The organism is Arthrobacter vasquezii (assembly GCF_029455255.1).
GTDB lineage: Bacteria > Actinomycetota > Actinomycetes > Actinomycetales > Micrococcaceae > Arthrobacter_D > Arthrobacter_D parietis.
Map to the genome: position 1 here is coordinate 60,555 of NZ_JAROKN010000012.1, position 13,430 is coordinate 73,984.

Consider the following 13,430-nt stretch of genomic DNA (forward strand, 5'->3'; position numbering starts at 1 on the left):
CCAAAAGGGGTGTGTCCTGCTCATTGACGGGTACTACAACGGAATAGGCGAGTCGCTTGAACGATCACAAGAACGATCACAAGAACGATGACGAAGCCCGACGGCGGGAACTCGGCGACAATGCGGGCCCGGTCGAGGAAGAGATCGAGGAATCGTTCGACCGCACAGTGGATGAAGGCGCACAGCGCCTGAACCGCACCTTCCCCGACGTACTCATCACCGGGCTCTTCGGAGGCTTTGAAATAGGGATCGGCGTGATCGCCTATCTGGCGGTGCTTCATGAAACCGACAACCACCTGCTCGCGGGATTGGCCTTCAGCGCGGGACTCATTGCGCTACTGCTGGCCAAGAGCGAACTCTTCACTGAGGGATTCCTGGTTCCCATCGCAGCGGTGACCGCCAAGCAGGCGAGCCTTGCGCAGCTCGGCCGGCTCTGGGGCGGCACCCTGGTGGCGAACCTTGCAGGCGGCTGGATCTTCATGCTGATTGCCATGAACGCCTTCCCGCAGTGGGCCGGGACGGTCACCACGTCCGCCGAGCACTACGTCGACGCCGGGTTCAGCTGGGAATCCATCTGCCTTGCGTTGCTCGGCGGAAGCACAATCACGCTGATGACGCGCATGCAGCACGGCACGGAGGAGATGAGCGGAAAGCTGATGGCCGCCGTCGTTGGCGGGTTTGTGCTCTCCGGCCTGCAGTTATTCCACTCCATCCTGGATTCGCTGCTCATCTTCGGCGCGATCCTCGCGGGCGCCGACATCAGCTACCTGGACTGGCTGGGCTGGTTCGGCTACACCGTTGTGTTCAACGTCATCGGCGGAATCCTGCTGGTTACCGCCCTCCGCCTGGTCCGGGACCGCAAACTCGTGGAGCGCGAACGGGAAAAGACGAGTTGAGCTGGCAGGACACGCCCTGAAAGAGTGCTCATAAGGGGCGTGTCCTGTTAACTCATTGCTCAGTTGCGGCGGGCCAGCCAGCCCAGGGTCAGCGTGCCCATGGTCCGGCGGAAGCCGCTGTCACCTTCCGCCAACTCCAGCGCTGCCCACACCATCAGGCATGCCTTGCTCGCATCCGCCAGCGCCTCCCGGTTCTTTTCGTCGAGCGCCATCATCGATGCGACGCCCAGCAGCGCCCATCCCACAATGGGTGCATTGGGCCGCTTGGCTATTGTCTGCTGTCCGAAGTCATTCCTGATGAATCCCATTACGCGCCTTTCTTCGATGCCGACTTTGCGGGTTTCTTGGCCCCCGCGGAGCCCTTCTTCTCACGATTCTTTTCCACACTCCGACGGAGCGCTTCCATGAGGTCGAGGACGTTTCCTCCCTCTTCTTCTCCGGTTTCCCCGAAGGTCTCATCTGTATCGAGGGCCTCGCCCTTCTCGAGTTTCGCCTCGATGAGTGTGCGCAGCTGCTCCTGGTAGTCGTCCTTGAAGTTCTCGGGATCAAAATCCGAGGAGAAAGACTCGACAAGGGCCGCTGACATCTCCTTCTCCTTGGCCGAAATGCGCACCTTCTCATCGAGCGAGGGGAACGTAGCCTCACGCACCTCGTCCTGCCACAGGAGCGTTTGGATCATCAGGACGTCCCCGCGCACCCGCAGTGCCGCCAGCCGCGACTTCTGCCGCAGCGAGAATTGCACGATCGCCGTCCGGTCCGTTTCCTCCAGCGTGCGCCGGAGCAGCACATACGCCTTGGTGGACTTTGAATCCGGCTCCAGGTAATAGGCGCGGTCGAGCATGATCGGATCGATCTGGTCGCTGGGAACAAACTCGACCACCTCGATCTCGCGGCTCTTTTCCACCGGGAGCGAGGCGAGGTCTTCGCTCGTGAGCACAACGGTGCGCTCGCCGTCGTCGTACGCCTTGTCAATGTTTTTGTACTCGACGATCTCGCCGCAGATTTCACAGCGCCGCTGGTAACGAATGCGGCCGCCGTCCTTGTCATGAACCTGGTGAAGGCTGATGTCGTGGTCCTCGGTGGCGCTGTAAACCTTGACCGGCACGTTGACCAGCCCAAACGCTACTGCACCCTTCCAGATGGCTCTCATGTTCCTAGTGAACCAGTGTTGCCCGTGCCGGTCTACGATTGCTTAGGTGAACTCCGAACCGATGGTTACCAAAACGCTCGCCGATGGAGAACCTGCCCTGTGGTTCGAGATGCGCTTCAACGCGCCGGCCCGGGTGTTGTGGAAGCATTTGGTCGACCCTGAGAAGCTCAAGTACTGGTTCCCCTGCCAGCTGGATGTCCTGCCGCGTCCCGGTGCGGTGGTCACCTTCACGTTCCCCGGCCAGAGGCCGATGGAGGGCACAGTCCTGGAGGCTGAAAAGCCGCGGTTGCTCGCCTACACCTGGGACGAGGAAGTTCTTCGCTGGGAAATCGAGGACGACGACGACGGCGGCAGCCTCCTCACGCTCACCAACACCCTGGCGGAGGGTCAGGACATCGCCCGCTCGGCTGCCGGTTGGCACTTGACGCTCATGGGCCTGGACGACTACCTGAATGAACGCTCCCTGGGGCAGGACCCGGCGCTGTGGGATCAGTACGTGGCGCGGTATGAGGACCAGCTGGGCGGCTGAGCCACTGGCGTAATCGGCGCTTCCCTACAAGACTGGGCAAATGGCTCCAGGCAGCGCGCAGCAGACGGTTACCGTCGATGGGCGCCGCCTGAAACTCACCAGCCTGGACCGCGTGATGTATCCGGAAACCGGAACCACGAAGGCGGACGTGCTGGCTTATTACGCGGCCGTCGCCGACTGCCTCATACCGCATGCCCGCAATCGTCCCGTCACCCGCAAACGGTGGGTCAACGGCGTCGGTACCGAGGAGAAGCCGGGCGAGGTGTTCTTCCAGAAGAACCTCGACAAGTCGGCGCCGTCGTGGATTGAGCGCCACGGGATCGAGCACAGCGACCACACCAACGTCTATCCGATGCTCAACAACCTTGCCACCCTGACTTGGCTGGGACAGATCTCCGCCCTTGAGATCCACGTTCCGCAGTGGCAGTTCGGGCCTGAGGGTGAGTTGAACAACCCGGACCGGATGGTTCTGGACCTGGATCCGGGGCCGGGTGCTTCCCTTCCCGAATGCGCCGAGGTGGCGCGGCTCGCCCGGGAGATCCTGAACGACATGGGCCTCGATCCGCGTCCGGTGACCAGCGGCTCGAAGGGAATCCACCTGTATGCGGCGCTGAATCGGGAACAGACCTCGGACCAGGTCTCCGCGGTCGCGAAGGAACTGGCTCGTATCCTCGAGGCTGACCACCCGGATCTGGTGGTCAGCGATATGAAGAAGTCGCTGCGCGGCGGGAAGGTGCTCCTGGACTGGAGCCAGAACAACCGCAACAAGACCACCATCACGCCGTACTCGCTCCGCGGGAAGGCCCACCCCATGGTCGCCGCGCCGCGCACCTGGGAGGAACTCGACGATCCGGACCTGGCGCACCTCGACTTCGAGCAGGTGATCGAGCGCATTCGTGAGCACGGCGATCTGCTCGCGGACATGGATCGCGGGCAGGCCGGCTTGGAGCCCATGTCCTCAAACCTCCAGCACAACGACGACGGCGGCCCGGACCGGCTGCACACGTACCGTTCGATGCGGGACGCTTCGAAGACACCGGAACCCGTCCCGGATGCGGTAGGGGAGCCGGGCGGCAACAGTTTTGTGATCCAGGAACATCACGCGCGTCGGCTGCACTACGATTTCCGGCTGGAACGCGACGGCGTCCTGGTTTCCTGGGCGATTCCGAAGGGACCGCCGACGTCCACGGGCGAGAATCACCTCGCCGTCCAGACCGAAGACCATCCGCTGGATTACGGCTCCTTCGAGGGCACTATCCCCAAGGGCGAGTACGGGGCCGGTGAGGTCTATATTTGGGATTCTGGCACGTACGAGGCTGAGAAGTGGCGGCCCGGCAAAGAGGTCATCTGCACGCTGCAGGGCCGGGAGGACGGCGGACTGGCCAAGGGCGGCAATGCGGTCCGGCGGTTCGCACTCATTCACACGGGCGGCTCGACTGACTCAGCCGAGAAGAACTGGCTCATCCATCTGATGAAGGAGCAGCCCGGGCAGCCATCGCCTCCCGCCTTTACGGTCCGGCCCACCGAGGAGTTGCCCACGCTCAAACCAATGCTCGCCACCAGTGGTTCGCCAGGACTGCTGCGCTCCGAGGAGGACTGGGCATTCGAGATGAAGTGGGACGGTATCCGCGCTGTCGCTACGGTGACGCCGGAGGGAACCCGCCTGCTGAGCCGCAACGGCAACGACCTGACCAAGGCGTACCCGGAACTGGCCGATCTCGGCAGCTACGTCAACGCGGAGCAAGCGGTGCTCGACGGTGAGATTGTCGTCATCAACAAAGCCGGCCGCCCGGACTTCGGCTTGCTGCAGGGGCGCATGAACCTGACCAAGAAGTCCGACATCGATGCGGCGCGGAGGCGGACGCCTGTTCATTTCCTGCTGTTTGACCTGCTGCATCTCGACGGCAACTCGCTGCTGGACCTCGGCTACACCCAGCGCCGGGAAGTACTTGAGCAGGCGGTGGACGCGCCGGGCGACGGTCACATCCAGGTGCCGCCCGCCCTCGACGCGACTCTCGATGAGGCGATCGACGCGAGCAAGCAGCTTGGCCTCGAAGGGATCATGGCGAAACGGGTCAACAGCACCTATTCGCCCGGCCGGCGCTCGGAATCGTGGGTGAAAATCAAGCACTCGTTGACCCAGGAAGTGGTTGTGGTCGGTTGGCGGCCGGGCAAGGGCAGCCGCGCCCACAAGGTCGGTTCACTGCTCGTGGCGATTCCCGACGGCGTTGACCTGAAGTACATCGGCCGGGTGGGTTCGGGCCTGACCGAACGTGAGCTGGCGGAGATCGGGTCGCGGCTCAAGAAAATGGGACGCAAGACTGCACCGCTCGATGACGTTCCGGCCCCTGACGCATCAGACGCACGCTGGGTCCGGCCGGCACTGGTCGGAGAGGTGCAGTTCAGTGAACGCACGTCCACCGGCAAGCTGCGCCATCCGGTCTGGCGGGGGTGGCGGCCGGACAAAAAGCCGTCCGACGTCGTCGTCGAAATCTGATGCGCTGAATCAAGGAGGAACTATGCAGATTGATGAGCTGGACGCCTGGTGGCGGGCCGCCAATTACCTGTCCGTCGGTCAGATCTACCTGCGGGACAACCCGCTCCTGCGCCGGCCGCTGCGCCGTGAGGACGTGAAGGAGCGCCTGCTTGGCCATTGGGGAACCACGCCCGGCCTCAACTTCATCTACGCGCACCTGAACCGCGTGATCAGCGACCACGGGCAGGAGATGCTCTTCATCACCGGGCCGGGGCACGGCGGCCCCGCGAACGTTGCCAACGCCTGGCTCGAGGGTACCTACACGGAAACCTACAGCCACGTCGGCCGGGATGAGGCGGGCCTGAAGGAGCTCTTCAAACAGTTCAGCTATCCCGGCGGCATCCCATCCCACGCCGCTCCCGAAACGCCGGGATCCATCAATGAGGGCGGCGAATTGGGTTATTCGCTGGCGCACGCTTACGGCGCGGTCTTCGACAACCCGGACCTGATTGCAGCCTGCGTCATTGGCGACGGCGAGGCAGAGACCGGACCGTTGGCGGCCAGCTGGCACTCAAACAGTTTCCTTGACGCGAAGCACGACGGCGCGGTGCTGCCGATCCTGCACCTGAACGGCTACAAGATCGCGAACCCGACGGTGTTGTCCCGGATGCCGGAGGCCCAGCTGGAGCAGTTGATGCGCGGCTATGGCTACAAGCCGCACTTCGTCACCGTTACCGATCCCCACGCGACCGAGCAGGCGCACCAGGATTTTGCCGCGGCGCTCGATACCTGCCTGGCGGGGATCAGGGAAGTGCAGGCTTCGGCACGTCAGGAGCCGCGCACCGGAGCAGACTACGCGCCGTGGCCCATGATTGTGCTGCGCTCGCCGAAGGGCTGGACAGGACCGGCCACTGTGGACGGCAAGCAGGTCGAGGGCACCTGGCGGGCGCATCAAGTTCCGTTGTCAGGAGTTCACGACGACGACGCGCACCTTCACCAGCTCGAGGAATGGATGCGCTCCTACCGCCCCGAGGAGCTTTTCGCGGAGGACGGGACGCTGAGGAATGAGGTAGCCGCTCAGGCACCTCCGGGGGACCTGCGCATGAGCGCCACGCCGTACGCCAACGGCGGCAGGCTACTGCAGGACCTCAAGCTGCCTGCCTACGGGGACCACGCCGTCGTCGTCGATAAACCGGGCCTGGAAAAGGTGAGCCCCATGCTCACCGCCGGCGGCTATCTGCGGGACATCATCCAGTTGAATCCCGAAAACTTCCGGCTTTTCGGGCCGGATGAAACGGCCTCGAACCGTCTGCAGGACGTCTACGAGGTCACCGACAAGGCATGGCAGCAACGGATTGACGACGTCGACGAGCACCTGGCGCGGTCCGGCCGCGTTCTTGAGGTCCTCAGCGAGCACCTGTGCCAGGGCTGGCTCGAGGGCTACCTCCTGACCGGGCGGCACGGGGTGTTCAACTGCTACGAAGCGTTTGTGCACATTGTCGACTCGATGTTCAACCAGCATGCAAAATGGTTGAAGGTGCATCAGGACCTGCCGTGGCGGCAGCCGATCGCGTCGCTGAACTACATGTTGTCCAGCCACGTCTGGCAGCAGGACCACAACGGGTTCTCGCACCAGGATCCCGGGTTCATTGATCATGTGGTCAACAAGAAAGCGGACGTCATCCGTGTCTACCTTCCGCCGGACGCCAACACCATGCTGGCCGTCACCGAGCACTGCCTCCAGACGCGGGACAGGGTAAACGTGATCGTTACGGGCAAGCAGCCCACCATGACCTGGCTTGGCCCGGAGGAGGCGCGCCTGCACGTCGAGCGGGGTATCGGGGTCTGGGACTTCGCCGGAAGCGAGGATCCGCGCGGCGGGGAGGATCCCGACGTCGTACTGGGGTGTGCAGGAGATGTGCCGACGGTAGAGGTGGTGGCGGCCGCACGGCTGCTGAAGGACGCGCTGCCGGCACTGAAAGTGCGGGTGGTGAACGTGGTGGACCTGATGCGCCTTCAGGACGAGTCCGGGCATCCACATGGGTTACCCGCTCGGGATTTCGACACTCTCTTCACGCTGGACCGTCCCGTCATCTTCGCCTACCACGGCTACCCGTGGCTGATCCACCGGCTCACGTATCGGCGCACCAATCACGACAACATCCATGTGCGCGGTTACAAGGAGGAGGGGACCACCACCACGCCCTTCGACATGGCGATGCTGAACCAGATTGACCGGTACCAGCTTGCGATGGACGTGATCGACCGGGTGCCGTCGCTTCGCTCCACGCAGGCGGGGCTGCGGCAGCACCTGCAGGACGAGCGGCAGCGGGCCTGGCAGTACACGCGTGATTTCGGCAAGGACATTGATGCGGTGACCGGCTGGATGCTGGAGGAGGCTTCACCCGACGACGCCACGTAAGACGCGGCGCACGGGAGATCAGCGGCGCACGAGCGGCGCCGGACTTACTCGGCTGCGGGTGCCTCTTCCTCTGCCGGCACACGCACCGACGCCTCAGGAACCCAGGTGATGTCGCCGTGCTCCAGGTTGGCGTTCCGCGCCAGCACAAAAAGCAACGCGGACAGCCGGTTGAGATACCGGCCGTTGACCGGATTCACCACACCGGGATATTCCTCGACGGCGGCCCAGACGGCCCGCTCCGCACGGCGGACAATGCCACGCGCCTGGTACAGCAGCGCCCCGGACAGCGTTCCGCCCGGAAGAACCATGCCGCTGAGGTCACCGGCCTCCTCGGCGAAGTGGTCAATGGCGCGCTCCAGCCGTTCAACATGGCCAGGAACCATGCGGGCCTGAGGCTGCTTCCCGGCGTTCAGGGGAGCCGCGAGGTCAGTGGCCACGTCGAAGAGGTCGTTCTGCACACTCACCAGGGTGGCGGAAACGTCCGTAGGGAGACCCCCGGCGGCAATCGCCACGCTCACCGCTGCATTTGCCTCATCACACTCCGCGTGGGCAACAACGCGGCTGTCATTCTTGGAGCAGTTGCCGTGCCCGCCGAAGTCCGTGAAACCGGTGTCTCCCTCGCCCGTGTAGAAGTGACCGTCCGTGGGATAATTCTTCGCTTCCTCAACCATTCGGTAAGTATACTTAGCGTCGGTTTCTGCATTCCACGACTGAGGAGATCGCATGGCTACGGATTCGTCCGAGGATTCCCTGGAGGAAAGAATCGGCGGGACCAACAGCGCCGCCCCGGCCAGAGGCTGGGCCACCGTTGACAAGACCGTCTTCGCGATCTCCTTCAGCATCATCGTGGTGGTCTGCGTGCTGGGCGTCCTGTTCACCACGGCGGTCAGCGACTCCACCGGCGCCGCGCTGGGCTGGATCACCGGAAACTTCGGCTGGTTGTTCATCCTCGGCGCCACCGGGTTTGTTGTGTTTTCCCTTGTTCTGGCCTTCGGAAAGTACGGAAGCATTCCGTTGTCCCAGGAAGGCGAGGGGACGGAGTACTCGACCATTTCCTGGGTGGCAATGATGTTCAGTGCCGGCATGGGAATCGGGCTCATGTTCTTCGGGGTCTATGAACCGGTGACCCACCTCGCTTCTCCGCCGCCCTTCGTGGACGCGGCAGCGGGAACGCCGGAGGCCGCCAACCAGGCCATGGCCTACACGTTCTTCCACTGGGGCCTCCATCCCTGGGCGATCTATTCCGTCGTGGGACTGGCGCTGGCGTACTCCACGTACCGCATGGGCCGCGGCAACCTCATGAGTTCCCCGTTTCAGTCGATCTTCGGCAAGGAGCGCATCGAGAAGAAGGGCTGGGGCAAGCCCATCGACATCCTCGCGATCATCTGCACCAAGTTCGGTTCAGCGACCTCCCTCGGCCTCGGAGCCCTGCAGATCGCTGCCGGTCTTTCCCTTTTGACCACGGGAGAGTTCTCTGATGACCCCGGGGCGAGCCTTCCGATCCTGATCATCTGCGTCCTCACGGTCGGCGTCGTCATCTCCGCTGCCAGCGGTATCTCCAAAGGAATCAAGTGGCTGAGCAACACCAACATGGTGCTCGCCGCAGTGCTTCTGCTCTTTGTCTTTGTGGTGGGCCCAACCGTCTTCATCCTTGACCTGATACCGGCATCCATCGGGGCCTATCTTTCAAATCTCGTGCCGATGAGCTTCCATTCGGCGGTCTTCGGCGGCACTGAATGGCTCTCCAGCTGGACCATCTTCTACTGGGCCTGGTGGATCTCCTGGACCCCTTTCGTGGGCACCTTCATCGCGAAAATTTCCCGCGGGCGGACAGTGCGCGAGTTTGTCCTTGGCGTCCTGCTCGTTCCCACCGCCGTCAGTGTGGTGTGGTTCTCTGTCTTCGGTGGCGCCGGCCTGAACCTGCAGCTCGGCGGAGTGGACATCGCGGGCAGCGGAAACGAGGCGGCAGGCTTCTTCACCGCACTGCAGGAGTATCCGTTCTTCATCGGAGCTGCGCTGGTTGTCATGGTGCTCACGGCGGTCTTCTTCATCAGCGGAGCCGACGCCGGTGCGCTGGTTCTCGGAACCCTCTCCAGCTACGGGCGAGCCGAGCCGTGGAAGCCGCTGGTCATCCTGTGGGCGGTGCTCACCGGTGCGGTGGCCGCGGTGCTGCTGTTCGTCGGCGGCCTTCAGGCCCTGCAAACGTTCACTATTCTCGCGGCAACGCCCTTCGTTCTCATCATCATCGGGCTCTGCGTCTCGCTCTACGTGGACCTGCGCCGCGACCCGCTTCGTCAGCGGACATCGGGTCCCGTACGCGGCGCCGCGACTGTCCCGTCCACGGTTCCCTTCCGTGAACCGGCCTCTACTTCCAGAAACGACGACGACGACGCGTAGCACTTTGTGCTGTGGATAATCCGAATTGCTGATGGCAGGGGCGGTTCTTTGGTGTAGCGTCCGATGTGGCGTGCTCACATCGCGCGTTCGGATACGTCTTATATATGGGGGAAGTCGTGGATATTGGTCTGTTGATCACGCTCGGGGTGATTGCCGGCGTCGTACTTGTTCTGGCGTTGATCGCCGCGGTTATCGCTCGGATGGCTTTGCGAATCGCAAGCCCGGCGGAAGCGCTCATCATCACCGGCAAGGGCAGCCAGGAAAGTCAGCGGGTGGTGTTCGGACGGACGTTCATCAACCCATTCAGCCAGCGTGCGTTCTCGATTTCGCTGGCGTCGCGCCAGGTCACCCTGCAGATTGAGGGCATCTCGAAGAACGGCATCGCACTGCATCTGACCGGCGTGGCACAGATCAAGGTCGGTGGGGATGAAGAAGCCGTACGTCGCGCAGCCCAGCGCTTCCTGAACCAGCAGGACCAGATTGACCACTACACGCAGGAGACCCTCTCCGGTTCGCTGCGTTCGATCGTCGGCACGTTGAGCGTCGACTCCATCATCAAGGACAGGGCTTCCTTCGCAAAGAGCGTCAAGGAAGAAGCCGAGCACTCCATGCACAACCAGGGCCTGGTGATCGACACCTTCCAGATCCAGTCCGTGGCAGACAGCTCCGACTACCTGCGGAACCTGGGCCGCCCTGAGGCCGCTCTCGCGGAGAAGCTCGCGAAGATCGCCGAAGCCAATGCGGCTCAGGAAGCCGCGCAGGCCAAAGCTGTTGCCGACGAGCAGGTTGCGCTCGCCGAGCAGCGCCTCGCCATCCGGCGTGCGGAGCTCAAGGAAGTTGCGGACGCGCGCCAGGCGCAGGCAGATGCCGCCGGCCCCCTTGCCGCAGCAGAGCAGAAGGAGGCGATCCTGCTCAAGGAGCAGCAGGTGACCTCCCGCCAGGCAGAGCTGCGCGAACGCGAGCTGGATATCGAGATCCGCAAGCCTGCGGACGCAGACAAGTACCGCGTGGAGCAGGAAGCGGCCGCCAAACTCGAGCAGCGCAAGCGCCAGTCGGAGGCCGACCAGGTCGAGGCGGAAGTCCTGCTGTCCAAGCGCCGGCTGACGGCCGAGGGCGACAGGGTTGCCGCGGAGGCAGAGGCCGCCGCAAATACGGCGCGGGGTAACGCTGCGGCCGCAGTCACCCGTGCCAACGGTTCGGCGGAGGCAGAGATCATCAAGGTCCGCGGTGAGGCGGAAGCGGACGTCGTCCGCCAGAAGGGCATTGCCGAAGCGCAGGGTATCGAGGCCCAGGCCCGCGCTTACGAGCAGTTCAATGAAGCAGCCGTACTGAACAAGGTCATGGAGATGCTGCCGCTCGTGGCACGCGAGATTGCTGCGCCCATGTCATCGATCGACAACATGACAGTGATTTCCACCGACGGTGCAAGCCAGCTCAGCAAGAACGTCAGCGGCGGCCTGCAGCAGACTTTCCAGCTGTTGAAGGACACCACGGGACTGGACGCCGTCGAGATGCTCCGTAACTGGGGCAGCAACGGTACCAAGGCGCCGGCCGCCGGATCATCCGACATTCATCCTTAAGGATTCTCGCGGTATTCTCGGTGCAGACGGTTTTCGGTTAACGCTCCTTCACTCAGTTGGTTCAGGTGCTGTGGGGAAATCGTCAGAACCATAGGAGGGTCAATGAGGATCATCGTTCTGATGAAAGAGGTGCCGGACACCTACGGCGAACGCAAGCTCAATCTCGAGACGGGACTTGCGGAGCGGGGCGCGAGCGAGGCTGTGCTCGATGAGATCGGCGAGCGTGCCCTTGAGCTGGCGCTGACGCAGGCGGCTTCATTGGAGGATGCCGAGATCACCGTTGTCTCCATGGCCCCTGAAACAGCGACGGCAACGCTCCGCAAGGCTCTCGCCATGGGTGCGGGCAAGCTTGTCCACATCGCGGATGAGAGTCTTGCCGGCGCGGATCTCGGGCTCACGGCTGAAGTGCTGGCGGCTGCAATCCGCCGTACCGGTTTCGATCTCGTCATTGCCGGAAACCTCTCCACCGACGGTTACGGCGGGGTGCTCCCCGCCATGATCGCCGAATTGCTCGGAGTACCGTACGCAAGCGCCCTCACCACCGTTGACATCTCCGGCGATCGGGTGAGCGGAACACGGGAAACCGACGGCGGGGTCATGACGGTCGCAGCCCCGCTGCCCGCGGTCATCTCCATCACCGAACGTTTCCCTGCGGGCCGGTTCCCCAACTTCAAGGGCATCATGGCGGCCAAGAAGAAGCCCGTTGAGACCCTGACGGCCGCCGATCTGGAGATTGACCCGGAAGGGCTGGAGACTCCCCGGTCCATCATGCTTGCCGTATCAGAGCGGCCCGCGCGTTCGGCCGGAACAAAGATCGTGGACGAGGGCGACGCCGGCGAGAAGCTTGCGGAGTTCCTGATTCAGAACCGACTGGCCTAAGGAATGACCATGACCACATTCCCGGAAGACTCCATCCTCGTCCTTGTCGAAACCACGCCTTCGGGAGGGCTGGCCAAGAGCGCAGCCGGACTGCTCGGCGCGGCCTCCCTGGTGGGTACGCCGGTCGCGCTGTTGGTACGCGCGCCTGGTGCAGCGGCCAACGCGACCCAGGACGCGGTCTCCCTCGGAGCAAAGCATGTGCTGACTGCTGAACCAGAGGGGGCGGATTCACTGTTGGCTGTTCCAGCCGTCGATGCACTTGCCGCCGCTGCGGACCTGGTGCGGCCGGACGCCGTGCTGATCTCCAACTCCGTCAGCGGCCGGGATGTGGCCGGACGGTTTGCGGCCAGAACGCGCTCTGCCCTTGCCATCGATGCCGTGGGAGTTTCGCGCGATGATGAGGGGATCGTCGCCCACCACTCCGTCTACGGCGGTGCCTACAACGTGGACTGCGCATCCACCTTCGGTGCGCCGGTGATCACCGTGCGCGAGGGATCAATCGATGTCCGCGCTGAGGCCGCCAGCCCAGAAGTTGCACCGCTCGACGTTCCACCCTCCGGCGCTCCCGCAGCGTCCATCGAGTCGTTCGAGGAGCAGGCGGTGGTTTCGACCCGCCCCGAGCTGCGTGGCGCCGCCAAGGTTGTAGCGGGCGGCCGTGGCCTGACCTCGCAGGAGCAGTTTGCCCTCGTTGACCAGTTGGCGGACGTGCTCGGCGCTGCTGTCGGCGCATCGCGTGCGGCGGTGGACGCCGGGTGGGTTCCAAACAGCTACCAGGTTGGCCAGACCGGAATCTCCGTCTCGCCTCAGCTGTATGTGGCGTTGGGCGTCTCGGGTGCCATCCAGCACCGGGCAGGCATGCAGACCGCCAAGACGATTGTCGCGATCAACAAGGACCCTGACGCGCCGATCTTCGAGATCGCCGATTTCGGCGTCGTCGGTGACCTCTTCGACGTGGTGCCGCAGCTGATCGCGTCGCTTTCGGCGCGGAAGGAGTAGGGCATGGCGACGTACAGTCGCACGATGCGGCGGGGACTGCCGCGACAGAGCGGTGGGGAAGCGTGGCCGCCGGCGGGCGCCGCACCCGCTGACCTGCACGACGTC

Annotated in this window: 11 protein-coding genes; 8 read left to right on the top strand and 3 right to left on the bottom strand. The window is 63.7% G+C overall.

What is annotated here, in order from left to right; genetic code table 11:
* The first annotated feature begins 56 nt into the window (after nt 1-56).
* On the top strand, nt 57-896 hold the full coding sequence (locus P4U43_RS07220; protein WP_277358106.1) for a formate/nitrite transporter family protein: 840 nt from the start codon (nt 57-59) through the stop codon (nt 894-896).
* 59 nt (nt 897-955) lie between these two features.
* Here P4U43_RS07220 and P4U43_RS07225 read toward each other — a convergent pair whose 3' ends face one another.
* Together P4U43_RS07225 and ku are read right to left on the bottom strand one after the other, a co-directional pair.
* Nucleotides 956-1,204 carry a hypothetical protein gene (locus tag P4U43_RS07225; RefSeq protein WP_056545690.1) on the bottom strand — a complete coding sequence of 83 codons (249 nt, stop codon included), beginning with the start codon at nt 1,202-1,204 and terminating at the stop codon, nt 956-958.
* Complete coding sequence (gene ku, locus P4U43_RS07230) at nt 1,204-2,046, bottom strand: non-homologous end joining protein Ku (protein ID WP_277358107.1); 843 nt, start codon at nt 2,044-2,046, stop codon at nt 1,204-1,206. The genes P4U43_RS07225 and ku overlap by 1 nt, the downstream gene beginning before the upstream one ends.
* Nucleotides 2,047-2,092: 46 nt before the next feature.
* Between ku and P4U43_RS07235 the strand changes: the two genes are divergently transcribed.
* The 3 genes from P4U43_RS07235 to P4U43_RS07245 are packed head-to-tail and all read left to right on the top strand — an operon-like array spanning nt 2,093 to nt 7,473.
* Nucleotides 2,093-2,575 carry an SRPBCC domain-containing protein gene (locus P4U43_RS07235; RefSeq protein WP_056545693.1) on the top strand — a complete coding sequence of 161 codons (483 nt, stop codon included), beginning with the start codon at nt 2,093-2,095 and terminating at the stop codon, nt 2,573-2,575.
* A 40-nt stretch (nt 2,576-2,615) separates the two neighbouring features.
* A complete protein-coding gene (locus P4U43_RS07240; protein ID WP_277358108.1) occupies nt 2,616-5,072 on the top strand; it encodes an ATP-dependent DNA ligase in 2,457 nt (818 codons plus the stop codon).
* Between the two features lie 4 nt (nt 5,073-5,076).
* Nucleotides 5,077-7,473 carry a phosphoketolase family protein gene (locus P4U43_RS07245; protein WP_277358118.1) on the top strand — a complete coding sequence of 799 codons (2,397 nt, stop codon included), beginning with the start codon at nt 5,077-5,079 and terminating at the stop codon, nt 7,471-7,473.
* A 44-nt stretch (nt 7,474-7,517) separates the two neighbouring features.
* Here the strand turns inward: P4U43_RS07245 and P4U43_RS07250 are convergent, their stop codons facing one another.
* Nucleotides 7,518-8,144, bottom strand: a complete 627-nt coding sequence (locus P4U43_RS07250; protein ID WP_277358109.1) for a cob(I)yrinic acid a,c-diamide adenosyltransferase — start codon at nt 8,142-8,144, stop codon at nt 7,518-7,520.
* Between the two features lie 52 nt (nt 8,145-8,196).
* Here P4U43_RS07250 and P4U43_RS07255 point away from each other — a divergent pair, with 52 nt between their 5' ends.
* From P4U43_RS07255 to P4U43_RS07270, 4 genes are all read left to right on the top strand, one after another.
* Entirely contained in the window at nt 8,197-9,870 is a 1,674-nt protein-coding gene (locus P4U43_RS07255; RefSeq protein WP_277358110.1) for a BCCT family transporter, read from the top strand.
* A gap of 104 nt (nt 9,871-9,974) precedes the next feature.
* Nucleotides 9,975-11,450, top strand: coding sequence for a flotillin family protein (locus P4U43_RS07260; RefSeq protein ID WP_277358111.1), 1,476 nt, complete (start codon nt 9,975-9,977; stop codon nt 11,448-11,450).
* A gap of 102 nt (nt 11,451-11,552) precedes the next feature.
* Nucleotides 11,553-12,329, top strand: coding sequence for an electron transfer flavoprotein subunit beta/FixA family protein (locus P4U43_RS07265; RefSeq protein ID WP_277358112.1), 777 nt, complete (start codon nt 11,553-11,555; stop codon nt 12,327-12,329).
* A gap of 9 nt (nt 12,330-12,338) precedes the next feature.
* Complete coding sequence (locus P4U43_RS07270) at nt 12,339-13,325, top strand: electron transfer flavoprotein subunit alpha/FixB family protein (protein WP_277358113.1); 987 nt, start codon at nt 12,339-12,341, stop codon at nt 13,323-13,325.
* The last annotated feature ends 105 nt before the right edge of the window (nt 13,326-13,430 follow it).